This window comes from Bacillus sp. EB V-12, from assembly GCF_056158125.1.
Genome location: NZ_JBUXJL010000001.1, coordinates 818,223 through 843,213 on the forward strand (window position 1 = coordinate 818,223; position 24,991 = coordinate 843,213).

Annotated in this window: 22 protein-coding genes and 1 riboswitch; all 22 genes read left to right on the forward strand. The window is 36.3% G+C overall.

Features of this window, described 5'->3' with window-relative positions; genetic code table 11:
- The first annotated feature begins 6 nt into the window (after positions 1-6).
- Complete coding sequence (rbfA, locus tag ACZDYH_RS04360) at positions 7-363, forward strand: 30S ribosome-binding factor RbfA (protein ID WP_000776437.1); 357 nt, start codon at positions 7-9, stop codon at positions 361-363.
- Between the two features lie 86 nt (positions 364-449).
- Positions 450-1,373: a tRNA pseudouridine(55) synthase TruB gene (gene truB, locus ACZDYH_RS04365; RefSeq protein ID WP_000399350.1), complete on the forward strand. Its 924-nt coding sequence runs from the start codon at positions 450-452 to the stop codon at positions 1,371-1,373.
- A 43-nt stretch (positions 1,374-1,416) separates the two neighbouring features.
- Complete coding sequence (gene ribF, locus ACZDYH_RS04370) at positions 1,417-2,388, forward strand: bifunctional riboflavin kinase/FAD synthetase (protein WP_000766706.1); 972 nt, start codon at positions 1,417-1,419, stop codon at positions 2,386-2,388.
- Positions 2,389-2,488: 100 nt separating this feature from the next.
- Entirely contained in the window at positions 2,489-2,758 is a 270-nt protein-coding gene (rpsO, locus tag ACZDYH_RS04375; protein WP_001229392.1) for a 30S ribosomal protein S15, read from the forward strand.
- A gap of 160 nt (positions 2,759-2,918) precedes the next feature.
- On the forward strand, positions 2,919-5,057 hold the full coding sequence (pnp, locus tag ACZDYH_RS04380; protein WP_000076737.1) for a polyribonucleotide nucleotidyltransferase: 2,139 nt from the start codon (positions 2,919-2,921) through the stop codon (positions 5,055-5,057).
- 153 nt (positions 5,058-5,210) lie between these two features.
- Positions 5,211-6,110 (forward strand): polysaccharide deacetylase family protein, encoded by a 900-nt coding sequence (locus ACZDYH_RS04385; RefSeq protein WP_000868224.1) that lies wholly within the window; start codon positions 5,211-5,213, stop codon positions 6,108-6,110.
- Between the two features lie 87 nt (positions 6,111-6,197).
- On the forward strand, positions 6,198-7,439 hold the full coding sequence (locus ACZDYH_RS04390) for a M16 family metallopeptidase (RefSeq protein ID WP_000592996.1): 1,242 nt from the start codon (positions 6,198-6,200) through the stop codon (positions 7,437-7,439).
- Between the two features lie 133 nt (positions 7,440-7,572).
- Positions 7,573-7,824, forward strand: coding sequence for a YlmC/YmxH family sporulation protein (locus ACZDYH_RS04395; RefSeq protein ID WP_001239759.1), 252 nt, complete (start codon positions 7,573-7,575; stop codon positions 7,822-7,824).
- Between the two features lie 170 nt (positions 7,825-7,994).
- Positions 7,995-8,897, forward strand: coding sequence for a dipicolinic acid synthetase subunit A (gene dpaA, locus ACZDYH_RS04400; RefSeq protein WP_000954735.1), 903 nt, complete (start codon positions 7,995-7,997; stop codon positions 8,895-8,897).
- Positions 8,894-9,493: a dipicolinate synthase subunit B gene (dpaB, locus tag ACZDYH_RS04405; RefSeq protein ID WP_000053596.1), complete on the forward strand. Its 600-nt coding sequence runs from the start codon at positions 8,894-8,896 to the stop codon at positions 9,491-9,493. The genes dpaA and dpaB overlap by 4 nt, the downstream gene beginning before the upstream one ends.
- A gap of 150 nt (positions 9,494-9,643) precedes the next feature.
- Positions 9,644-10,690 carry an aspartate-semialdehyde dehydrogenase gene (gene asd, locus ACZDYH_RS04410; protein ID WP_474885764.1) on the forward strand — a complete coding sequence of 349 codons (1,047 nt, stop codon included), beginning with the start codon at positions 9,644-9,646 and terminating at the stop codon, positions 10,688-10,690.
- A gap of 23 nt (positions 10,691-10,713) precedes the next feature.
- A complete protein-coding gene (dapG, locus tag ACZDYH_RS04415) occupies positions 10,714-11,946 on the forward strand; it encodes an aspartate kinase (protein ID WP_000692451.1) in 1,233 nt (410 codons plus the stop codon).
- Between the two features lie 11 nt (positions 11,947-11,957).
- Entirely contained in the window at positions 11,958-12,836 is an 879-nt protein-coding gene (gene dapA, locus ACZDYH_RS04420) for a 4-hydroxy-tetrahydrodipicolinate synthase (protein ID WP_102955952.1), read from the forward strand.
- Between the two features lie 736 nt (positions 12,837-13,572).
- Positions 13,573-15,243 (forward strand): ribonuclease J, encoded by a 1,671-nt coding sequence (locus ACZDYH_RS04425; protein ID WP_000823097.1) that lies wholly within the window; start codon positions 13,573-13,575, stop codon positions 15,241-15,243.
- Positions 15,244-15,344: 101 nt separating this feature from the next.
- Positions 15,345-16,094, forward strand: coding sequence for a translocation-enhancing protein TepA (gene tepA / locus ACZDYH_RS04430; protein WP_000139806.1), 750 nt, complete (start codon positions 15,345-15,347; stop codon positions 16,092-16,094).
- A complete protein-coding gene (locus ACZDYH_RS04435) occupies positions 16,091-16,294 on the forward strand; it encodes a YlzJ-like family protein (RefSeq protein ID WP_000605036.1) in 204 nt (67 codons plus the stop codon). The genes tepA and ACZDYH_RS04435 overlap by 4 nt, the downstream gene beginning before the upstream one ends.
- Before the next feature lie 212 nt (positions 16,295-16,506).
- A complete protein-coding gene (locus tag ACZDYH_RS04440) occupies positions 16,507-18,888 on the forward strand; it encodes a DNA translocase FtsK (RefSeq protein WP_001118782.1) in 2,382 nt (793 codons plus the stop codon).
- 203 nt (positions 18,889-19,091) lie between these two features.
- A riboswitch (purine riboswitch) is annotated at positions 19,092-19,193 on the forward strand.
- A gap of 232 nt (positions 19,194-19,425) precedes the next feature.
- Positions 19,426-20,151: a GntR family transcriptional regulator gene (locus tag ACZDYH_RS04445; RefSeq protein WP_000114182.1), complete on the forward strand. Its 726-nt coding sequence runs from the start codon at positions 19,426-19,428 to the stop codon at positions 20,149-20,151.
- A 92-nt stretch (positions 20,152-20,243) separates the two neighbouring features.
- Positions 20,244-21,329, forward strand: a complete 1,086-nt coding sequence (locus ACZDYH_RS04450; RefSeq protein ID WP_000725771.1) for a BMP family lipoprotein — start codon at positions 20,244-20,246, stop codon at positions 21,327-21,329.
- A gap of 117 nt (positions 21,330-21,446) precedes the next feature.
- A complete protein-coding gene (locus tag ACZDYH_RS04455) occupies positions 21,447-22,979 on the forward strand; it encodes an ABC transporter ATP-binding protein (RefSeq protein ID WP_000456914.1) in 1,533 nt (510 codons plus the stop codon).
- A complete protein-coding gene (locus tag ACZDYH_RS04460; RefSeq protein WP_001085254.1) occupies positions 22,972-24,030 on the forward strand; it encodes an ABC transporter permease in 1,059 nt (352 codons plus the stop codon). Before ACZDYH_RS04455 ends, ACZDYH_RS04460 begins: the two co-directional genes overlap by 8 nt.
- Complete coding sequence (locus ACZDYH_RS04465) at positions 24,031-24,990, forward strand: ABC transporter permease (RefSeq protein ID WP_474885768.1); 960 nt, start codon at positions 24,031-24,033, stop codon at positions 24,988-24,990.
- Position 24,991 lies beyond the last annotated feature (1 nt).

The following is a 24,991-nucleotide window of genomic DNA, read 5'->3' on the forward strand; positions in this document are numbered from 1 at the left end:
AGAGTTATGAAATTACGTGCGAACCGTGTGGGCGAGCAAATGAAAAAAGAATTAGGCGATATTATCAGTCGTAAAATTAAAGACCCACGTATTGGATTTGTTACAGTAACAGATGTACAAGTGAGTGGTGATTTACAAATTGCTAAAGTATATATTTCTGTTTTAGGTGACGAAGAACAGAAAGAAAATACTTTAAAAGGTTTAGCGAAGGCAAAAGGCTTTATTCGTTCAGAAATTGGCCAACGTATTCGTCTTCGTAAAACACCGGAAATTACCTTTGAGTTTGATGAGTCTATCGGATATGGTCATCGAATTGATACACTTTTACATGAAATTAATAAAGACGGTAAACGTGAAGAATAATGGATAGACATTTGTCTATCCATTTTTTCAATGCAAAATAAGTTTTGGATATTTAATACGAAAGAATTATGATGAGGTGAACATATATGGAAGGTGTAGTATTATTACATAAGCCAAAAGGCATGACATCACATGATTGTGTATTTAAATTAAGAAAGATATTGCGAGAAAAGAGAATTGGTCATACGGGAACATTAGATCCAGATGTAACAGGAGTATTACCTATTTGTGTGGGACGAGCAACGAAAATTGCACAATTTTTAACAAGTGAAACGAAAACATATGAAGGTGAAGTAACATTAGGGTTTTCGACGACAACTGAAGACGCTTCTGGTGAGGTTGTTGAAACGAAAAATGTAGATCGTACTATTACTCGTATGGAAGTAGAGAAAGCCCTTGCGGAATTAACAGGCACGATTGAACAAATGCCACCAATGTTCTCGGCTGTAAAAGTAAACGGGAAAAAATTATATGAATATGCAAGAGCAGGACAAGAGGTGGAACGTCCAGTTCGTACAATTACAATTCATGAATTCGTATTACTTGATGATCGTGAAGTTTTTGAAGGTGAAAATATTTCATTCCGTTTCCGTGTAACGTGTAGTAAAGGAACATATGTAAGAACATTAGCTGTAATGATCGGGGAGAAACTTGGTTTCCCATCACATATGTCTCACCTTGTAAGAACGGCATCTGGTGAATTTTTATTAGAAGATTGCATATCATTTGAAGAAATTGAAGAAAACGTGCAAAATGGAACAGTAGAGTCTATCTTCATTTCAATTGATGAAGCATTAAGTAAGTTTCCAAAAATGGTTGTAGATGAAAAGCAAGCAGAGAAAATAAAGAATGGTATGTTCTTAAAGAATGAATTAGAAATAACAGCACCATTTATTACAGTGTTTGATAAAAATGATCGTTGCTTAGCAATTTATGAACATCATCCGAAACATCCTGGCATGTTAAAGCCGATGAAAGTACTTGTGAATAATCAAGAACTAAAGCTATAATGAATTATTGGAAGGATTATTACAGAAAAAGGTGAATTCAAGCGTGAAACTTATTCATTTAACTCATCCACATGAACAAAATAAATTAGAATTACCACCTACTGTAATGGCATTAGGATTTTTTGATGGCATTCATTTAGGACATCAATGTGTAATTCGAACTGCGAAAAAAATAGCGGACGAACGAGGATATAAAAGTGCAGTTATGACATTTCATCCTCATCCATCTGTTGTTTTAGGGAAAAAGGATGCGCATGTGGAGTATATTACACCAATGCGCGATAAAGAAAAAATAGTCGAAAGCTTAGGAATCGATATATTATATGTGATTAAATTTGATGAATCATTTGCAGGGTTATTACCGCAACAATTTGTAGATGATTATATTATTGGTTTAAATGTAAAGCATGTAGTAGCGGGGTTTGATTATTCATATGGACGTTTAGGAAAAGGAAAGATGGAGACTTTACCATTTCATGCAAGAGGGGAGTTTACACAGACTGTGATTGAAAAAGTTGAATTTCAAGAAGAGAAAGTAAGTTCTACAGCATTACGAAAGTTAATTCGAAATGGCGAAATGGAGCAAATTCCATCTATTTTAGGTAGAGCCTATACTGTAGCGGGAACAGTTATACACGGCGACAAACGTGGGCGTCAAATTGGTTTTCCAACAGCTAATGTAGGTTTAAGTGATGAGTATTTATTGCCACCTGTAGGTGTTTATGCAGTGAGATTAAAAGTTCACGATGAATGGTACGATGGTGTATGTAATATTGGATATAAACCGACTTTTAAAGAAGATGAGCGTCAATTATCAATTGAAGTGCACTTATTTGAATTTAACAAAGATATATACGATCAAAATGTTACAGTAGAGTGGCATATGCGTATAAGAGCAGAAAAGAAATTCAACGGTATTGATGAGTTAGTTGAACAAATCGCAAAAGATAAGAAAACAGCACAAGAATATTTTATGAGCGAAAAGAATATACTTGCTTTTTCAAATGAAAAGTAGTATTCTATGTTATGTACTTTATGACAACCATTGCTTGGCATTGCGACTCACCGACGCTTGCTAGGTAATTGGGGGTTTAATTAATAGGAGGTGAAATAGGATGGCTTTAACACAAGAACGTAAAAATGAAATCATTGCACAATTTAGAACTCATGAGACTGATACTGGTTCTCCAGAGGTTCAAATTGCTGTCCTAACGGAGCAAATTAACACTCTAAACGAGCACTTACGTACTCACAAGAAAGATCATCATTCACGTCGTGGTCTATTAAAGATGGTTGGTAAACGTCGTAACTTACTAACTTACCTTCGTAATAGCGATATCACACGTTACCGTGAATTAATCACAAAGCTTGGCTTACGTCGATAGTCAAAGAAGCGGGAATATTCCCGCTTTTTTGTTAGGTAAAAATATATCTTCTACGCTTTATAGCTTACTTAATTTTAGGCAATACTAGAGGTAGAATATTGTGATATACTATCCATTTACATAGAAGAATTGAATACTTTAAATTGAGAGGGGTACTTAAATGAGTCAAGAAAAGCAAGTCTTCTCGATAGATTTAGCTGGTCGCCAGCTAACAGTTGAAACTGGTCAGCTTGCAAAACAAGCGAACGGAGCAGTATTAGTAAGATATGGCGATACAGCGGTTCTATCTACAGCAACTGCATCAAAAGAAGCAAAAAATGTAGATTTCTTCCCACTTACAGTAAACTATGAAGAGCGTTTATATGCAGTCGGAAAAATTCCTGGCGGTTTTATTAAGCGTGAAGGTCGTCCAAGTGAAAAAGCAATTTTGGCAAGTCGTTTAATCGACCGTCCAATTCGTCCGCTATTCGCAGATGGCTTCCGTAACGAAGTACAAGTTGTCAGCATTGTAATGAGTGTTGATCAAGATTGTTCTTCTGAAATGGCAGCTATGCTTGGTTCTTCATTAGCGTTATCGATTTCAGATATTCCATTTGAAGGTCCAATCGCTGGTGCGACAGTTGGCCGTATTAATGGCGAATTCGTTATTAACCCAACAGTAGAACAGCAAGAACAAAGTGATATCCACTTAGTTGTAGCTGGTACGAAAGATGCGATTAACATGGTTGAAGCAGGAGCAGATCAAGTACCTGAAGAAACAATGTTAGAAGCAATTATGTTTGGTCATGACGAAATTAAACGTCTAATTGCATTCCAAGAAGAGATTGTACAAGCTGTAGGTAAAGAGAAATCAGAAGTGAAACTTTATGAAGTTGACGCTGATCTTAACCAAGCTGTACGTGAAATGGCTGAAGAAGATATGCATTCAGCAATTCAAGTACATGAGAAACATGCACGTGAAGATGCAATTAACGAAGTGAAAAAGCGTGTTATTGAGCATTACGAAGCGCAGGAAGCTGACGCTGATACATTAGGACAAGTAAATGAGATTTTATATAAAATTGTAAAAGAAGAAGTACGTCGTCTTATTACAGTTGAAAAAATCCGTCCAGATGGCCGTAAAGGTGACGAAATCCGTCCATTAGCATCAGAGGTTGGTATTTTATCTCGTACACACGGTTCTGGTTTGTTCACTCGTGGACAAACACAAGCATTAAGTATTTGTACATTAGGTGCATTAGGCGATGTGCAAATTTTAGATGGTCTTGGTGTAGAAGAATCAAAACGCTTTATGCACCATTACAATTTCCCATCATTTAGTGTTGGTGAAACAAGACCAATGCGTGGACCAGGTCGTCGTGAAATCGGTCACGGTGCACTAGGAGAACGCGCACTTGAGCCTGTAATTCCATCTGAAAAAGATTTCCCATACACAGTACGTCTTGTATCTGAAGTTTTAGAATCAAATGGTTCTACTTCACAAGCAAGTATTTGTGGTAGTACTTTAGCAATGATGGATGCTGGTGTTCCACTTAAAGCTCCAGTTGCAGGTATTGCAATGGGTCTAGTTAAAACTGGTGAGCATTACACAATTTTATCTGATATTCAAGGTATGGAAGATCATTTAGGTGATATGGACTTTAAAGTAGCAGGTACAGCACAAGGTGTAACTGCACTACAAATGGACATTAAAATCGATGGTCTATCTCGTGAAATTTTAGAAGAGGCATTACAACAAGCGAAAGTTGGTCGTGTGCACATTCTAAATCATATGTTATCTGTTATTCCAGAGCCACGCACTGAATTATCAGCGTACGCTCCAAAGATTATTACAATGACAATTAATCCAGATAAAATCCGTGACGTTATCGGACCGAGCGGTAAACAAATCAATAAAATTATTGAAGAAACTGGCGTTAAAATTGACATCGAGCAAGATGGCACAGTATTTATTTCTTCAATAAACCAAGAAATGAACGACAAAGCTAAGAAAATTATCGAAGATATCGTTCGCGAAGTACAAGTAGGTGAAATCTACGAAGGAAAAGTGAAACGTGTTGAGAAATTCGGTGCTTTCGTTGAATTATTCAGCGGTAAAGATGGATTAGTTCACATTTCTGAACTTGCACTTGAGCGTGTAGGTAAAGTAGAAGACGTTGTAAAAATCGGTGACGTAATTACGGTTAAAGTTATCGAGATTGACAAGCAAGGTCGCGTAAATCTATCTAGAAAAGTATTGCTAAAAGAAGAGCAAGAAAAAGAAGCTGCTAAAGAAGAAAACAAACAAGAGCAGCAATAAGTAAAAGCCAGTTTAACTGGCTTTTTTTGTTATGTAAAAAACATGATGTTCAATATATTTTTATGTCGGTATAGGTATAGTTTTCATTATAACGCTCAAATTAACAAAGATAAGAAGAAAATGTTTTTATATAGTTAATTTGGGAGGGTTTATATGAAAGTTCGTATATTGGCATACATATGTATATTTTCTTTATATGTCAGTTTAGGCTCTTATTCTGTTTTTGCGCAAGATAACTTGCATGAAGAAATTCAAAAGCATGCAAAACAGTATGAGATTGCACCTCAAAATGCGATGATTGATAAAATATGGAAGGCAACACCTGGATATAATGGAAGACAAGTGGATATTGAAGCATCGTATAATAATATGAAGAAGCTAAAGGAATTTGATCAAAAATATCTTGAATTCAAAGAAGTCTCACCGAGTGTTCATTTAGAAGATTTATCACCAGCTCCAATTTATAGAGGGCATCCAAATAAAAAGATGGTAGGATTAACAATAAATGTGGCATGGGGAAATGAGTATTTGCCTCGCATATTAGAGATATTGAAAAAGCATGATGTGAAGGCCACTTTCTTTTTAGAAGGACGTTGGGTGAAAGAAAATTTGCGATTTGCAAAAATGATTGTCGATGCAAAACAAGAAGTTGGAAATCACTCATACACACATCCAAATATGAAAACGTTATCGTCTGATGAAATACGAGAGCAGTTACAAAAAACAAATCGAATGATAGAAGTAGTAACGAATCAAAAAGTAAGATGGTTTGCCCCGCCGAGTGGAAGTTTTCGAGATGAAGTCGTAAAGATTGCAGATGATTTTCAAATGGGAACGATTATGTGGACTGTAGATACGATTGATTGGAAGCGACCTGAGCCGGATGTACTATTGCAGAGAGTAATGAGAAAAATACATCCAGGTGCTATCATATTAATGCATCCTACTTCGTCTACAGCAGAGGCTTTAGATATAATGATTACAAAATTGAAGGAACAAGGATATAAAGTGGGGAATATAACTGAATTACTGGATGAAAAACGTGTGGATTAAATACATTTGCATGACATTCATCCTTAAACTTGTTATCATTAAATAATAGCGTTTTATTTAGAGAAACTGGCAGTAGGAGGAAAGTTTTTGATTAAAAAATATACTTGTAAAAATGGTGTAAGAATAGTTATGGAGAATATACCAACTGTAAGATCGGTTGCAATTGGTATTTGGATCCATGCGGGATCAAGAAATGAAAATGAAAAAAATAATGGGATTTCTCACTTTTTAGAGCATATGTTCTTTAAAGGGACAGAAACACGTAGTGCACGAGAGATTGCAGAATCATTTGATAGCATTGGTGGTCAAGTGAATGCATTTACTTCAAAAGAATATACATGTTACTATGCAAAAGTATTAGATGAGCATGCTAAATATGCTTTAGATGTTTTAGCAGATATGTTCTTTAATTCAACATTTGATGAGGAAGAACTGAAAAAAGAGAAGAATGTCGTATGTGAAGAAATTAAAATGTACGAAGATGCTCCAGATGATATTGTGCATGATATGTTAACGAAAGCAACATATGAAACGCATCCACTTGGATATCCTATTTTAGGAACAGAAGAAACGCTTAATACGTTTACAGGTGATACGTTACGTCAATATATAAAAGATCATTATACACCTGAAAATGTAGTTGTATCAATCGCAGGAAATATTGATGAAGCATTTTTACAAACAGTGGAGCAATATTTCGGTAGTTATGAAGGAACAACAAACCGTGAACAAGTACATAGCCCAATTTTCCATTTCAATAAGGTAGCCCGTAAAAAAGAAACGGAACAAGCTCATTTATGTCTAGGATATAAAGGCTTACAAATGGGACACGAAGATATTTATAACTTAATTGTATTAAATAATGTTTTAGGCGGTAGCATGAGTAGCCGTTTATTCCAAGAAGTACGTGAGCAACGTGGATTAGCTTACTCAGTATTTTCTTACCACTCTTCTTATGAAGATACAGGCATGTTAACACTTTACGGTGGAACAGGTAGCCAACAATTAGATACATTGTATGAAACAATGCAAGAAACATTAGAGACATTGAAAAATACAGGTATTACAGAAAAAGAGCTTATGAATAGTAAAGAGCAATTAAAAGGAAATTTAATGTTAAGTTTAGAAAGTACAAATAGCCGTATGAGCCGTAACGGTAAAAATGAATTGCTTCTTCGTAAACATCGTTCACTTGATGAGATTATTGAAAGTGTAAACACTGTAACAAAAGAAAATGTGGACGGATTAATTCGTAATATGTTTACTGACGAGTTCTCTGCGGCACTTATTAGTCCAGACGGAAAACTTCCAAAAGGAATAAAACTATAATCAATTTTTACGATGTATAAAAAATAACCTTCTCTCTTTTTAAATGAGAGAAGGTTATTTTTTTTATACATATAGAATAGGTACTAATTATAGACAATGCAAATGAAAAATTCATTAGGGGAGTGGAGTGTGTATGCGATTAAGTGAATTAAGTGGTAAAGAGGTTGTAGATATAGAAAAAGCGGAAAAAATGGGAGTCTTAGGTTATATGGATTTAGAGATTAATGAGAAAGACGGGCAAATACAAACACTTATAATACCTGTAGGGAAGTGGGGAGGTTTTAAAAAGGAACCACAAGAAGTAAGGGTGGCATGGAGTCAAATAAAGAAAGTCGGACACGATATGCTTCTTTGTGATAGTATAGATCGTTCAAATTCGGAGTGAAGGATGGCCATTTTGGTCATCTTTTTTTGTATCTACATAGAAACCTGATAAATCATATGTGTATTTGGATTTTCAATCACCATAAACTCGTACATTACATATGATGTGGAGGAAAAAGAAAAAGTAGGCACTTTTCTTATAAATGACAGAAAAAGAAGGTGAATTAGGGAATGTTGACTGAGATGCATATTGCTGTCATAGGAGGAGATGCAAGACAGCTAGAAGTAATTCGTAAGCTAGTTGAATTGGATGCGAAACTTTCTTTGATAGGTTTTGATCAGTTAGATCATGGTTTCACAGGGGCAGCAAAAGAAAGTATACAAAATTTAGATTTCACTTCTGTAGACGCAATTATTTTGCCGGTTGCCGGTACAAATGCCAAAGGAGAAGTAGATACTATTTTTTCAAATGAAAAAGTTTCAATAACGAAAGAACAAATTGAAAATACACCAGAACACTTTACTATATATTCAGGTATTGGTACACCTTACTTGGAAAATCTCGTATCTACTACGAACCGAAAACTTGTTAAATTATTTGATCGTGATGATGTAGCAATATACAATTCTATTCCAACGGTAGAAGGTACATTAATGATGGTAATTCAACATACCGACTATACAATTCATGGGTCCAATGTAATGGTTCTAGGATTTGGTAGAACAGGAATGAGTGTTGCGAGAGCATTTCAATCATTAGGAGCCCATGTCAAAGTTGGAGCAAGACGATCTGAACATATTGCACGTATTACAGAAATGATGTTTTCTCCTTTTCATATGCAAGACATAGAGAAAGAAGTAGGAAATATCGATATTGTAATTAATACGATTCCGCACCTCGTTGTAACAGCGAATGTTATTGCAAAAATGCCAGCTCATACGTTAGTGATTGATTTAGCTTCTAAACCAGGCGGTACCGACTTTAGATATGCGGAAAAAAGAGGAGTCAAAGCATTGCTAGCACCTGGATTACCAGGTATTGTTGCCCCAAAAACGGCTGGGCAAATCTTAGCAAATGTTCTTTCTCAGTTATTAGCAGCAGATGCAATCGCAAAGGAGGAGGAAAAGAAATGAGTTTGAAGGGGAAACGAATTGGTTTCGGATTTACAGGTTCACATTGTACGTATGAGGAAGTTATGCCGCACTTAGAAAAATTAATTGCTGAAGGAGCAGAAGTACGTCCTGTTGTTTCATACACTGTTCAATCAACAAATACTAGATTTGGAGAAGGAGCAGAGTGGATTAAGAAGATTGAAGAAATAACAGGTTTTAAAGCAATTAATTCAATTGTTGGAGCAGAGCCACTTGGACCTAAAATTCCATTAGACTGCATGGTAATCGCTCCTTTAACAGGAAATTCTATGAGTAAATTTGCAAATGCAATGACAGATTCTCCAGTACTAATGGCAGCAAAAGCGACGCTAAGAAATGGCAAGCCTGTCGTATTGGCAGTTTCGACGAATGATGCTTTAGGGTTAAATGGGGTAAATCTCATGCGCCTAATGGCAACAAAAAACATCTACTTCGTTCCGTTCGGTCAAGATGCGCCAGAGAAAAAACCGAACTCAATGGTAGCTCGTATGGAGTTACTGGAAGATACAGTATTAGAAGCGCTGCAAGGAAAGCAATTGCAACCGGTGGTCGTAGAAAAATTCAGATATATGAATTAAAAAACGAAAAAAAACGGACAATTTTTGATGAAACCATCATTCTTACTGTAGAATATGATAAAATTAACGTTATTAAGATTAGAAGGGGTATTGTATACTCCTTCTGATTCTAAGTTATAGAAGGATTGGTATCTAGAAAGGGGCATAGTGATGGAAAAGCAAAAAACTTTTCATGTCGCTGTAGTTGGAGCAACCGGCGCAGTTGGTGAACAAATGTTAAATACTTTAGAGAAACGAGAATTTCCAATCGGGAAATTAACGTTACTTTCATCTAAACGATCTGCAGGTAAGAAACTTGTATTTAAAGGTGAAGAATTTACAGTTCAAGAGGCAACTCCTGAAAGCTTTGAAGGAGTAGATATTGCACTATTTAGTGCTGGTGGATCTGTATCGAAACAATTAGCGCCAGAAGCAGCAAAACGCGGTGCGATTGTTGTTGATAATACAAGTGCATTCCGTATGACAGAAAACGTGCCACTTGTTGTACCTGAAGTAAATGAAAACGACTTAAAAGAACATAATGGTATTATTGCAAATCCAAACTGTTCTACAATTCAAATGGTAGTAGCTCTTGAGCCAGTTCGTCAGCAATATGGTTTAAAACGAGTAATCGTTTCCACATATCAAGCTGTATCAGGTGCTGGTGCGGCAGCTATTGAAGAACTGCATGAACAATCACAAGCAATCTTAAATGGCGAAGAAGTTAAGGCAAATGTTCTTCCTGTATCAGGTGATAAGCAGCATTTCCCAATTGCTTTTAATGCGATTCCACAGATTGATAAATTCCAAGATAATGGATTTACGTTTGAAGAAATGAAAATGATTAACGAAACGAAAAAAATTATGCATATGCCTGAATTAGAAGTAGCGGCAACATGTGTACGTTTACCAGTTGTATCAGGACACTCTGAGTCTGTTTACATCGAAGTAGAAAAAGAAGGCGTAACAGTAGCAGAATTAAAGAGCTTACTTGCAAATGCGGAAGGTATTGTTCTACAAGATAATCCAGAAGAGCAGTTATATCCAATGCCAGCTACTGCAGTAGGTAAAAACGAAGTATTCGTTGGAAGAATCCGTAAAGATTTAAATAACGATAAAGGATTCCATCTTTGGGTCGTATCTGATAACTTATTAAAAGGCGCTGCATGGAATTCTGTTCAAATTGCAGAGCGCTTAGTAAAATTACAATTAGTGTAAACGGCTAAGAGAAGGTGCAAAATATGAAAATAATTGTTCAAAAATTTGGTGGCACATCAGTACGTGATGACAATGGACGTAAGCATGCGCTTCATCATATAAAAAAATCATTAGCTGCTGGTTATAAAGTAGTTACTGTCGTATCTGCTATGGGCCGTAAAGGTGAACCATATGCAACGGATACGTTATTAAGTCTTGTAAATCAAGAAGAATCTACTATTTCTAAGCGTGAGCAAGATTTATTATTATCGTGTGGAGAGTTAATCTCTGCAATTGTTTTCTCTAATATGTTGAATGAGAACGGTATAAAAGCAGCAGCATTAAATGGTGCACAAGCTGGTTTTGTAACGAATGATGACTTTACGAATGCAAAGATTATTGAAATGAATTGCGATCGTATACATGAAGAGTTAGAAAATGTAGATGTAATCGTCGTTACAGGATTCCAGGGACAAACGAAAAAAGGTGATACGACAACACTTGGACGCGGAGGTAGTGATACTTCAGCTTCAGCATTAGGTGTTGCACTTCATGCTGAATACATCGATATATTCACTGATGTAGAAGGTGTTATGACTGCGGATCCTCGTATTGTAAAAGATGCACGTCATCTTCAAACTGTAACGTATAACGAAATTTGTAACATGGCTTATCAAGGTGCGAAAGTCGTTCATCCACGTGCAGTTGAAATTGCGATGCATGCAAAAGTGCCACTTCGTGTACGTTCTACGTATTCTGATAGTGAAGGTACGCTTATTTCAGCATATGACGGTGCTACAAGAGGTCGTGATGTAGAAGAACGTCCTGTTACAGGCATTGCCCACGTATCAAACGTAACGCAAATTAAAGTGCTTGCAAAAGAAACGGCATATGATTTGCAACAACATGTGTTTAAAGAGATGGCGAACGAAGGAATAAGTGTTGATTTAATTAATATTTCACCTACTGGCGTAGCATATACGGTGAGTGATAATGTATCAAGTCATGCAGTTAAATTATTACAGAACCTTGGATATGAGCCAATTGTGACAGAACATTGTGCGAAAGTATCTATCGTTGGGGCTGGAATGGCAGGATACCCAGGGGTTACTGCGAAAATCGTTACAGCTTTAGCGGAAAAAGGTATTCAAATCCTGCAATCGGCAGATAGTCATACAACAATTTGGGTTCTTGTAAAAGAAACTGATTTAGTGGAGGCTGTAAATGCATTACATAGTGCGTTTGAGCTTTCAAAAGAAAAGCAACTGGAACAATAAGGAGTGAGACCATGATAGATTTTGGGACAATTGCAACCGCGATGGTAACACCGTTTGATATAAACGGGAATATCGATTTTGCAAAGACAACGAAATTGGTAAATTATTTAATTGATAACGGTACAACAGCAATCGTGGTAGGAGGAACGACAGGAGAATCTCCTACATTAACTTCAGAAGAGAAAGTAGCGTTATATCGCCATATCGTATCTGTTGTCGATAAAAGAGTGCCCGTAATCGCTGGAACAGGTAGCAATAATACGCATGCTTCTATTGACTTAACTAAAAAGGCAACAGAAGTTGGTGTGGATGCAGTAATGCTAGTAGCACCGTATTATAACAAACCGAGTCAAGAAGGAATGTATCAGCATTTTAAAGCAATTGCTGAAAGCACGCCGCTTCCGGTTATGCTATATAACGTTCCAGGACGATCTATTGTACAAATCTCCGTTGATACAGTTGTTCGTTTATCAGAAATAGAAAACATTGTTGCTATTAAAGATGCCGGCGGCGATGTGTTAACAATGACAGAAATCATTGAAAAAACAGCGGACGACTTTGCGGTATACAGCGGTGATGACGGTTTAACGTTACCAGCTATGGCAGTTGGAGCGAAAGGTATCGTTTCGGTAGCCTCTCATGTTATCGGAAACGAAATGCAAGAAATGATTACAGCATTTCAAGCAGGAGAATTTAAGAAGGCACAAAAATTACATCAATTACTTGTAAGAGTAACTGATTCATTATTTATGGCGCCAAGTCCAACTCCAGTAAAAACAGCGTTACAAATGGTTGGATTAGATGTAGGTTCTGTACGTTTACCACTTCTTCCATTAACAGAAGAAGAAAGAGTAACGTTACAATCTGTAATGCAATCTATCCCTCGTTAATAAAAAATGACCTAGTGTAGAACTAGGTCATTTTTTATTATATGCAAATCTTTTCCTCTTTTTCTCACTTATATGTGTTCTTATAAGAATATTAATCGCTTCTTCATTATGTGTATAAGAAAATAATCGTACCCCTTTAACTGAGTCAAAAAATGATAGATATTATGGCATAAACGTAATAAACTACGGTGTCTGTTTTTAGAGAAATCCCCTCAAATGTGACGTAATTCATAAAAAAACTCCATTTTGTAAGTGTTTTTGTTGGATTCTAGAAAAATAAATCTTGAAACTTCCTATTATGAAATGAATTTAGCGTATGTATGGCTAGTTCTTAAAAATAATATGGAGTATAAAATCGGAGTAAATATAAAGGAAATACGTTCGATACTTTTGTTGTCATTCCGTTCTTTTACTCTTTCTTTCGCACGATTTAACTTGTGTTCTATTTCTTGTATCAGGTATAATATGGCTAAGTAGCTTAGTACGGGTATGCTTAGCAAAATTGGGAAAAATTATAATTTAATTAAATTTTCATATCATATCGAATAAGATATTTGATTTATATAATGAAAGAGAGGTGAAACCTGGTTTAAAAAATAAACAAGGACATGATATCGCATAACGGTAAGGACATTCGTCTTGGACGGTGAAAATATGGTGGTTGTAGAGTTTCCCCTGGTGTCTCTGCAATTTTAGTGAAATCAGTGTTTGCAAGATTTTTAAACCAGGCAACAACATGAAGAGAAAAGAGAATGAGTCTGTTAAAGTATTTGCTCTTGGTGGAGTAGGTGAAATCGGGAAAAACATGTACTGTGTTGAAATTGATTCTGAAATCTTTATCGTAGATGCAGGGTTAATGTTCCCGGGAGATGAAATGTTTGGAATTGATATCGTTATTCCTGATATTACATATTTAGTGGAAAATCAAGAGCGAGTAAAAGGTTTATTTATTACTCACGGTCATGAAGATCATATTGGTGGAATTGTGTATGTACTTCGTAAATTATCTATTCCAGTCTATGCAACGAAATTAACAGTAGGACTTATACAAGAAAAACTTGGTGAAGCGGGCATGTTAGGCCGTGTAGACCTAAAAACAATCGATTCAAATTCAACAGTAGAATTTAACACTACAACGGTGTCATTCTTCGGAACGACACATAGTATTCCGGATTCTGTTGGCGTTTGTTTCCATACATCAAAAGGTGCAGTCGTATATACGGGAGACTTTAAATTCGATCAAACTCCAATTGGAAATAGTGGAGCAGACCTTGGGAAAATGGCGCAAATCGGAAATGAAGGCGTACTTTGCTTATTATCTGATAGTACAAACGCAGAGCGCCCAGGCTATACAGGTTCAGAAAAAGAAGTTGGTGTAGAAATCTCTAAAGTGTTCTACGGTGCAGAAGGTCGTATTATCGTTGCTTCATTTGCATCGAATGTACATCGTATTCAACAAGTATTTGATGCAGCTGCTGAAACAGGGCGAAAAGTAGCGGTAGTAGGACGTAGTATGGTGAAAGTAGTAGACATTGCAAGACGTCTTGGTTATTTAAATGTTCCAGAAGGTATGGTTATTTCATTACAAGAAGTAGACAACTTCCCAGAGAAAAAGGTAGCTATTTTAACGACAGGTAGTCAAGGTGAACCGATGGCTGCTCTATCTAGAATGGCAAAACAAGCACATAAACAAATTTCAATTCGTAAAGGTGATACTGTTATCATTGCTGCTTCGCCAATTCCGGGTAATGAAATATCTGTATCAAAAATTATTGATTTGTTATTTAGAGCTGGAGCTGAAGTTGTTTATTACGGCGAACGAAAAGTTCACGTGTCAGGTCACGGTAGCCAAGAAGAATTAAAATTAATGTTAAATTTAATGAAACCAAAGTACTTTGTACCCGTACATGGTGAGTTCCGTATGCAAAAAGCACATGCATATTTAGCTGAAGATGTAGGTATTACAAGAGAAAATATCTTTATCGTAGAAAAAGGCGATGTAATTGCTTTTGGTGACGATGAAGCAAACTTAGTCGGTAAAGTACAAGCTGGTAATGTTTTAATTGATGGATTAGGTGTAGGTGACGTTGGTAATATCGTTCTTCGAGATAGAAAGATGTTATCTCAAGATGGAATACTAGTAGTTGTTGTAACGCTTGGTAAAGATGAAAAGAAAATTATCTCTGGCCCAGAAATCATTTCACGTGGTTTCGTATATGTTCGTGAATCAGAAGCGTTAATTGAACGATCTACAGAGATTGTACGTATGATTGTTGAGCAGTCAATTAAAGAATATTCAATTGAATGGTCAATGTTAAAACAAAATATTCGTGAATTATTAGGACAGTTCTTGTACGAAGAGACAAAGAGAAAACCTATGATTTTACCGATTATTATGGAAGTATAAAAAGATCACCCTTATGGGTGATCTTTTTTCTTTTTAACCCTATTGAATGAAATTTATAACTTAAGAAATAATAGTTATATACGAGTGAAAGGGGATGCGAAATGACAGAACGTGATCGATATACAAATGAAGAAAAAGAAGCTGAGCCAAAAGAAGCTGGAAAAGAGGCTTCAATAGTTGAAAAAATTCAACAGCTTGGACAGACAAATGTACCACAGATGAATGAATCACGTATTCATTGTTTAACGATTATCGGACAAGTGGAAGGTCATGTTCAATTACCACCGCAAAATAAAACAACAAAATATGAGCATATCATTCCGCAAATTGTTGCGATTGAACAAAATCCGAAAATTGAAGGTTTGCTTTTAATATTAAATACAGTTGGAGGTGACGTTGAAGCTGGGCTAGCAATTTCTGAAATGGTAGCTTCACTTTCAAAACCAACAGTATCTCTAGTTTTAGGTGGGGGACATTCCATCGGTGTACCGATTGCTGTTTCTACTGACTATTCGTTTATTGCGGAAACTGCGACGATGACAATTCATCCAATTCGTTTAACAGGTCTTGTCATAGGTGTGCCACAAACATTTGAGTATTTGGATAAGATGCAAGAAAGAGTCATTCGTTTTGTGACGAAGCACTCGAAAGTAACAGAAGATCGTTTTAAAGAGCTTATGTTTGCGAAAGGAAATTTAACGCGAGATATTGGGACGAATGTAATTGGTGGAGATGCAGTAAAGTACGGTCTTATAGATGATGTCGGCGGTATTGGAAATGCTATTCGAAAATTAAACGAATTAATAGATGTTCGTGCGGAAGATAGTACAGAAGGGACAATGCTACAATGATTTTATATACAATTATGCCAGAGCAACTTGTGTATCCGGTCGATTATTCACAATGTGAAAGTCAAAAAGTTGTAAATATAAATGGTGTGGAATTAATGGTTTCTGAAGAGGAACATGGATGTTATTCTATTGTACGTGTGCTAAGTACGGACCCACTTCACTATTTAGAGTTTGAGCCCGGTCAGAAAATAACCTTTTAGCAAAAAGAAGGATTTTGTTTAGAAGCTATGGTATAATATAAAAAACAAGACGGTTGAGCAGCCATGAGTAGGCTGCTTTCTTCTGTTTATTTAGCATTTTACAAGAAGTGTAAAAATAGAAGATATAAAGACCTGAAAAATAGAGAAAACAGACATATAAATAGAGCATTTTGAAGGGAGCTTTACTTATATGTAGAACACGAGGTGAAGAAATGGCAAAACAAAAGCAAAGAGGGACGAAGGCAAAGGCAAGACGTACGATAAAGCCAACTTTGTATTATGAAATCGTCGGTTTAACTCTTTTTGCACTTTCAATCATTACGATTTTACAGCTAGGCGTTGTAGGGAAATCGTTTGTGTTATTTTTTCGCTTCTTCTTTGGTGAGTGGTACATAATTGGTGTGTTAGGTGTAATAGCTTTATCGGTTTCCTTTGTTATAAAACGCGGATGGCCGAACCTTTTAAATAAACGATTAATTGGATTTTATTTAATTGTATTGGCGATATTAATGTTTAGTCATATTACATTATTTAACCTTCTTACAAAAGATGGAGCAGTGCAAAATACTTCTGTTATTGTGAGTACGAAAGATAACTTCTTTCTTGAAATGAAAAAGGGGCCAGATAGCGTTCATTTAGGTGGTGGTATGTTTGGTGCGCTTATGTTCGCAACATGTTACTTCTTATTTGACGAAGTAGGAGCTTATATCATTGGTATTATTCTAGTTATTCTCGGTATACTTTGTATAACAAATAAGCATATTGGAGAAGTGTTAGCTCCAGTTGGTAGAATTCTTAGAAGTCAGTTTCAAGTGATGCAAGGGGATTATAAAGATTGGAGAGCCAAAAGAACGGCTGAACAAACAGAAAAGAAAAAAACAACAAGAAGCACAAGAAGCAAACGTGCTGCAGAACAAGAAGAAATTATTGAGCCGATGGAAGAAATCTCAATTGATCCTCCGATTATTTCGAATTTCACTGAGAATTATCCTGTAAATGAAGAAGAGGATAAACGAATCGAAGTAGAGCAAGAAGAGTTGATCACTTCACCGTTTATTGAAGAGACTCCGCCAATTGAAGAACCAAAGAAAAAGCGTGGAGAAAAAATTGTTGAATCGTTAGAGAGTGAAGCGCAAGCACCTCCTATGCAATTTTCAAATGTAGAAAATAAAGATTATAAGCTTCCTTCACTTGATATATTAAAATTTCCAAAGAATAAGCAAGTTACAAATGAAAATGCGGAAATTTATGAGAATGCTCGTAAATTAGAACGTACATTCCAAAGTTTTGGAGTGAAAGCGAAAGTAACAAAAGTGCATAGAGGTCCTGCAGTTACAAAATATGAAGTGTATCCTGATATGGGGGTAAAGGTAAGCAAAATTGTCAGTTTAAGTGATGATTTAGCCCTTGCTTTAGCTGCAAAGGACATTCGTATTGAAGCGCCAATTCCCGGGAAATCAGCTGTAGGGATCGAAGTTCCAAACTCAGAGGTTTCGATGGTAACGCTGAGGGAAGTTCTTGACTCTAAGGCTAATAATCATCCGGAAGAGAAGTTGTTAATTGGTCTTGGCCGAGATATTACAGGTGAAGCTGTATTAGCCCGTCTAAATAAAATGCCTCATTTACTCGTAGCTGGTGCGACAGGTAGCGGGAAAAGTGTATGTATTAACGGTATTATTGTTAGTATTTTAATGCGTGCAAAACCACATGAAGTAAAATTAATGATGATTGACCCGAAAATGGTAGAGCTAAATGTATATAACGGTGTGCCTCATTTGTTAACGCCAGTTGTAACTGATCCGAAAAAAGCATCGCAAGCATTGAAAAAAGTTGTGAGTGAAATGGAACGTCGTTATGAATTGTTTGCTCATAGTGGTACACGTAACATTGAAGGATACAACGATTATATAAAAGAGCATAATAGTCAATCAGAAGCGAAACAACCCGAATTACCTTATATTGTAGTAATTGTGGACGAGTTAGCAGATTTAATGATGGTTGCTTCGTCTGATGTAGAGGATGCGATTATGCGTCTAGCGCAAATGGCTCGTGCTGCTGGTATTCATTTAATTATTGCAACGCAACGTCCGTCAGTTGACGTTATTACGGGTGTTATTAAAGCAAATATTCCATCACGTATTGCATTCGCTGTATCTTCTCAAACAGATTCTCGTACAATTCTTGACGGTGGTGGTGCAGAGAAGCTACTAGGTCGTGGAGACATGCTGTTTATACCAATTGGTGCATCGAAACCTGTACGTGTACAAGGCGCATTTCTATCAGATGATGAAGTTGAGAGAGTTGTAGAATATGTTATTGGACAGCAAAAAGCACAATATCAAGAAGATATGATTCCGCAAGATGTTCCTGATACGAAGCAGGAAGTAGAAGATGAATTATATGATGAAGCGGTTCAACTTGTAGTGGAAATGCAAACAGCATCTGTTTCTATGTTACAACGTAGGTTTAGAGTAGGTTATACGCGAGCTGCTCGCCTAATTGATGCAATGGAAATGAATGGTGTAGTAGGTCCGTATGAAGGGAGTAAACCGAGGGAAGTACTCATTAATGATGTACAAGAAAAAAGTTCTTAAAAAAAGCCTAATTGTTTTTACAATTAGGCTTTTTTATATAGTGTTTTTGTTATATACTATACTCAGCGATAAAGAAAGGGCTTACATTTAGGGGTGCCCTTTAGAATACGAATACTTTTAGTATGTTTTATGTAAATGTTCGATATTTAATGCAGAAAAATGTTAGATTTTGTTGACACGTATGAGAGCAAGTGGTAAGATTACTTCGAAAAGAATCACTGCCTCATATAATCTTGGAGATAAGGTCCATAAGTTTCTACCTGGCAACCATGAATTGCTAGACTATGAGGGGAAAAGTGTGTAACAAAGGATGTAAAGGATCTTTGTGCCGAACTTTTTCTCGAAATGAGGAATGTTTATGGTGCAAAGTTTTTTTTATGCAATAAAGAGTGAAAATTTTATTTTAAAAAATTATTATTATTTATTCGACAATTACACTTATTTTGGTGTTTAGTCATTTGTACTATGTTGTAAGTTGAAAAAAGAGAAAAGAAGTCTTACATCAGAGGTCGAATAATTGAAATGCGGGGGAGTCTTATGTCAGTAAAATCTGATAGTCGTCACCTATATCTACGGGTGATTGATCACATCAAAGAAAAAATTAAAGATGGCGCTTATAAAGAACGACAAAAGTTACCATCAGAGTTTGATTTAGCGAAAGAACTTGGCGTAAGTAGAGCGACTTTAAGGGAAGCGTTGCGTATTTTAGAAGAAGAAAATGTTGTCATTCGTAGACATGGTGTAGGGACATTTGTAAATGCAAAGCCATTATTTTCTTCTGGAATAGAACAACTTTCTAGTATTACAGATATGATTTCTAGTGTGGGGAAAACACCAGGAACAATCTTTTTATCATCATCTACTACAACTTTAACAGAAGAGGAAAAAGAGAAGTTTAATAGTGAAGATGGTTTTAATGCAGTGATGATTGAACGCGTGCGTACAGCAGATGGGGAACCTGTTGTGTATTGTATCGATAAACTTGCAAAAGAAATATTGCCAGACTTATCGGGTTACAATGAGGAATCATTATTAACGGTGATACATAATAACACGCATAAGCGCATAACATATGCGGTTGCTCACATTGAGCCAATTGGCTATCACCCTAAAATCTCACCAATTTTAGAATGTGAGCCTGAAACAGCACTGCTTGTATTAAAACAAATGCACTATGATCAAAATGATGAGCCAATCTTATATTCTATCAATTACTTTAGAGCTGATAAATTTAGCTTCCACGTATTAAGAAAGCGTATGTAGGTAAATTCCTTTTTAGGGAGGTGACAGCAAGAAGTAAGGAACAGCAGCGTAAGAATAAATAAATATATATCATTTTTGGAGGGGTTTCTAGTATGAAGAAAAAAGCAGGCCTTTTATTATCATTAACTTTAGCAGCAAGTACAGTTTTAGGTGCATGTGGTAACTCGGATAAGGCGAGCAGTGACAAGAAAGACACGAAAGACAATAAAGATTTCAAGGTTGGTCTTGTAACGGATGTTGGGGGCGTTGATGATAAGTCATTTAACCAATCTTCTTGGGAAGGGTTACAAAAGTTTGGTAAAGATAATGGTTTAAAAGAAAAGACAAATTATCGTTACCTTCAGTCTGAAAAAGAAGCTGATTATATTCCGAATTTAAAAAAATTCTCAAAAGATAAATATGATTTAACATTCGGAATTGGTTATAAATTAGAAGGTGCAATTAAAGAAGTAGCAAAAGAATCTTCAAAACAACAATTTGCAATCGTAGATACTGTTGTAGATGCACCGAACGTAACGAGCATTACGTTTAAAGATCATGAAGGATCATTCCTTGTAGGTGCGGTAGCAGCTATGTCAACAAAATCGAATAAAGTAGGATTTGTTGGTGGAATGAAAAGTGATTTAATTAGTAAATTTGAAAATGGATTTAAAGCTGGTGCAAAGGCAGTAAATCCAAACATTGAAATCGTATCTGAATATGCAGAAGCATTCGATAAGCCTGAAAAAGGTACAGTTCTTGCTTCAGCAATGTATGGTCAAGGCGTAGACGTAATTTATCATGCTGCTGGTGGTACAGGTAACGGTGTGTTCACAGAAGCGAAAAACCGTAAGAAAAAAGGTGAAAATGTTTGGGTAATCGGTGTTGACCGTGACCAACATCAAGAAGGTATGCCTGAAAATGTAACATTAACTTCAATGATTAAACGTGTTGATGTAGCAGTAGAAAAAGTAGCTAAAGAAGCAAAAGATGGGAATTTAAAAGGTGGAAAAATTGAAGAGTTTGGCTTAAAAGATGACGGTATTGGTATTTCAAAAACAACTGATAACGTGAAAAAAGTTAACCCTGAAATTTTAACAAAAGTAGAAGAGCTTGAAAAGAAAATTACAGCCGGTGAAATTAAAGTGCCAGCTACAGATAAAGAGTATAAAGAATACGAAGCTTCTCTAAAAAAATAAATAGAGAAATAGCAAAGGTTAGTTCATAGAACTAACCTTTGTATGTATAAAACTTCCGAATTGCTTAATAAGTTAATAGTGTAATAGGGAATGTTCCCTGTTAAAAGGAGGAACACAATGGAATACGTAATTGAGATGAATAACATTACGAAAGTATTCCCAGGCATTGTAGCGAATGATGATATTACGCTGCAAGTAAAGCAGGGTGAGATACATGCTTTACTTGGAGAAAATGGTGCAGGGAAATCCACATTAATGAATGTACTATTTGGTTTGTACCAACCAGAGCAGGGTGAAATTAAAATTAAAGGTAAACCTGTAAAAATCACAAATCCGAATATAGCAAATGACCTTGGTATTGGAATGGTCCATCAACACTTTATGCTTGTTCATAATTTTACAGTTACAGAGAATATTATTCTCGGAAATGAACCGAAGAAAAAAGGGAAAATTGCTGTTGAGGAAGCTGCTAAAGAAATTCAAAAACTGTCTGAACAATACGGTTTATCTGTAGATCCATATGCGAAAATACAGGATATTTCAGTTGGTATGCAGCAGCGTGTTGAGATTTTGAAAACTCTTTACCGCGGTGCAGAAATTTTAATATTTGATGAACCAACAGCTGTGTTAACACCGCAAGAAATTCATGAGCTAATTCAAATTATGAAAAAGCTTGTGCAAGAAGGAAAATCTATTGTTCTTATTACACATAAGTTGAAAGAAATTATGGAAGTTTGCGATCGTTGTACGATTATTCGTAAAGGAAAAGGGATTGGAACGGTTGACGTTGCAAATACGGATGAAAATAAACTTGCAGAATTAATGGTCGGACGTCAAGTGAATTTTAAAACAGAAAAAATAGACGCGAAGCCAAAAGAAGAGGTACTTTCAATTGCAAACCTTGTTGTTCACGATGCACGTCAACTACCTGCTGTAAAAGGCCTTGACTTAACTGTTCGTGCGGGGGAAATTGTTGGGATTGCAGGGATTGATGGAAACGGACAAAGTGAATTAATAGAAGCAATTACTGGTTTACGAAAAGTTGAGTCAGGTTCTATTGCAATTAAAGGAAAAGAAATAACAAATTGGCCTGTTAGAAGAATAACAGAAGAAGGAATTGGTCATATTCCAGAAGATCGTCATAAACACGGACTCGTTCTTGATTTTTCTGTTAGAGATAATATAGTTCTGCAAACGTATTATAAAAATCCATTTTCAAAGAAAGGGATTTTAAATTTCAGCAAAATTACAGAAAAAGCAAAGGCTCTTATTGAACAGTTTGATGTGCGTACACCTAGTGAGCAAACGTTAGCACGCGCTCTATCTGGGGGGAATCAACAAAAAGCAATTATTGCACGTGAAGTAGACCGAAATCCAGATTTATTAATTGCGGCACAGCCAACACGTGGTTTAGATGTAGGAGCAATTGAATTTATTCATAAGAGATTAATAGAGCAAAGGGATAAAGGAAAAGGTGTATTACTTTTATCATTAGAGTTAGATGAAATCTTAAATGTTAGCGATCGAATTGCTGTTATTTATGAAGGGGAAATTGTAGCAATAGTTGATGCGAAAGAAACGAATGAACAACAGCTTGGATTGTTAATGGCTGGAGGAACAAAGAAGGAGCAGGTGGGTACAAATGGCTAAAAAGCTTTTAACAGAACGAACGATAAATATTTTAGTCCCAGTACTATCCGTTATTTTCGGCTTACTTGTAGGAGCGATTGTAATGCTAGTTAGTGGCTATGATCCAATTGTTGGTTATAGTGCACTTTGGACAGGAATGTTCGGCAGCGCAAGTGCGATTGGTGAAACGCTTCGTACAATGATACCGCTTATTCTTGCTGGCTTATCGGTGGCGTTTGCATTTCGTACAGGTTTATTTAATATCGGGGTAGAGGGTCAATTGTTAGTTGGTTGGCTTGCAGCGGTTTGGTTCGGTTATGCAGTCTCACTACCAGCTTTCCTTCATATTCCATTATCTATTTTATTTGCAGCATTGGTGGGCGGAATTTGGGGCTTCATTCCGGGATATTTAAAAGGGAAGTTTCAAGTGAATGAAGTTATTGTAACTATTATGATGAACTATATCGCGTTGTATGTAACGTATGACATCATTAAGCGTTTCTTACATGCGGGTAATGACAAAACGTATGATATTAAAGAGAGTGCGTCACTATCTTCAGACTGGCTTGCTTCTATTACTGATGGTTCACGTCTACACTGGGGAATTATTGTAGCAATTTTAATCGCTATTTTAATGTGGTTCTTATTAGATCGAACAACTTTAGGTTACGAATTAAAGTCAGTAGGATTTAATCAGCATGCTTCTCAATATGCAGGTATGAAAGTTTCTCGTAATGTAGTATTCTCCATGACAATTGCTGGTGCATTTGCGGGGATTGGTGGAGCGATGGAAGGATTAGGGACATTCCAGAGTATGACAGCGATGTCTTCGTTTACAGGAGTAGGATTTGATGGGATTGCCGTAGCATTACTTGGAGGGAATAATCCGTTTGGTATAATCCTTTCAGCTTTATTATTTGGTGGTTTGAAAAGTGCTTCCCCTCAAATGAACTTTGAGGCAGATGTACCGTCAGAGCTTATTAATGTAATTATTGCATGTATCATCTTCTTTGTTGCATGTAGTTATGTGTTAAGATGGGCGCTTACACGCATGAGCAAGGAGGGGAAATAAATGAGCTTTTTAGATATATTAGCCATTCTTGTGACGGGTACGTTATATACATCGGCACCTATCATTTTCACGGCACTAGGTGGTGTATTTAGTGAACGATCGGGTGTTGTAAATATCGGATTAGAAGGACTAATGCTATTTGGTGCATTTATTGGAGTCGTTACAAACTTATTAATGGGTGATACTTGGGGAACGATGACTCCGTGGATTGCGTTACTATTTGCGGCAATTGGTAGTGGATTATTTGCATTACTTCATGCGGTAGCTTCTATTACATTCCGAGCAGATCAAGTTGTAAGTGGTGTAGCCATTAACTTCTTATCTCTTGGTTTAACAGTATTTGCAATTAAGAAGATTTTTGATAAAGGGCAGACTGACTTTATTCAGTATCGTATTGAAAAGATTGATATTCCAGGCCTTTCGGATATTCCGGTTTTAGGGAAAATATTTTTCTCGAACGTACCAATAACGTCATATATTGCCATTATTTTAGCATTCGTTGTTTGGTATGTTATTTATAAAACACCGTTCGGTCTTCGTCTACGTGCTGTTGGTGAACACCCAATGGCAGCGGATACGATGGGGATTAACGTATATAAAATGCGCTATATTGGAGTCTGTATTTCAGGAGTGTTTGCTGGAATTGGTGGAGCGATTTTTGCAATGTCAATTTCTAATAACTTCTCAGGGGCAACTATTACAGGACAAGGTTTCTTAGCTTTAGCTGCTATGATTTTTGGAAAGTGGAATCCACTAGGCGCACTAGGTGCAGCTCTATTCTTTGGTTTTGCGCAATCTTTAAGTGTAACGGGCGGAACAATCCCTGTATTAGACCAAATTCCAAGTGTTTTATTAACGATATTACCATATGTATTCACAATATTAGCGCTTGTCGGTTTTGTAGGTCGTTCTGAAGCTCCTAAAGCATTAGGAGCTCCTTATGAAAAAGGAAAACGATAAG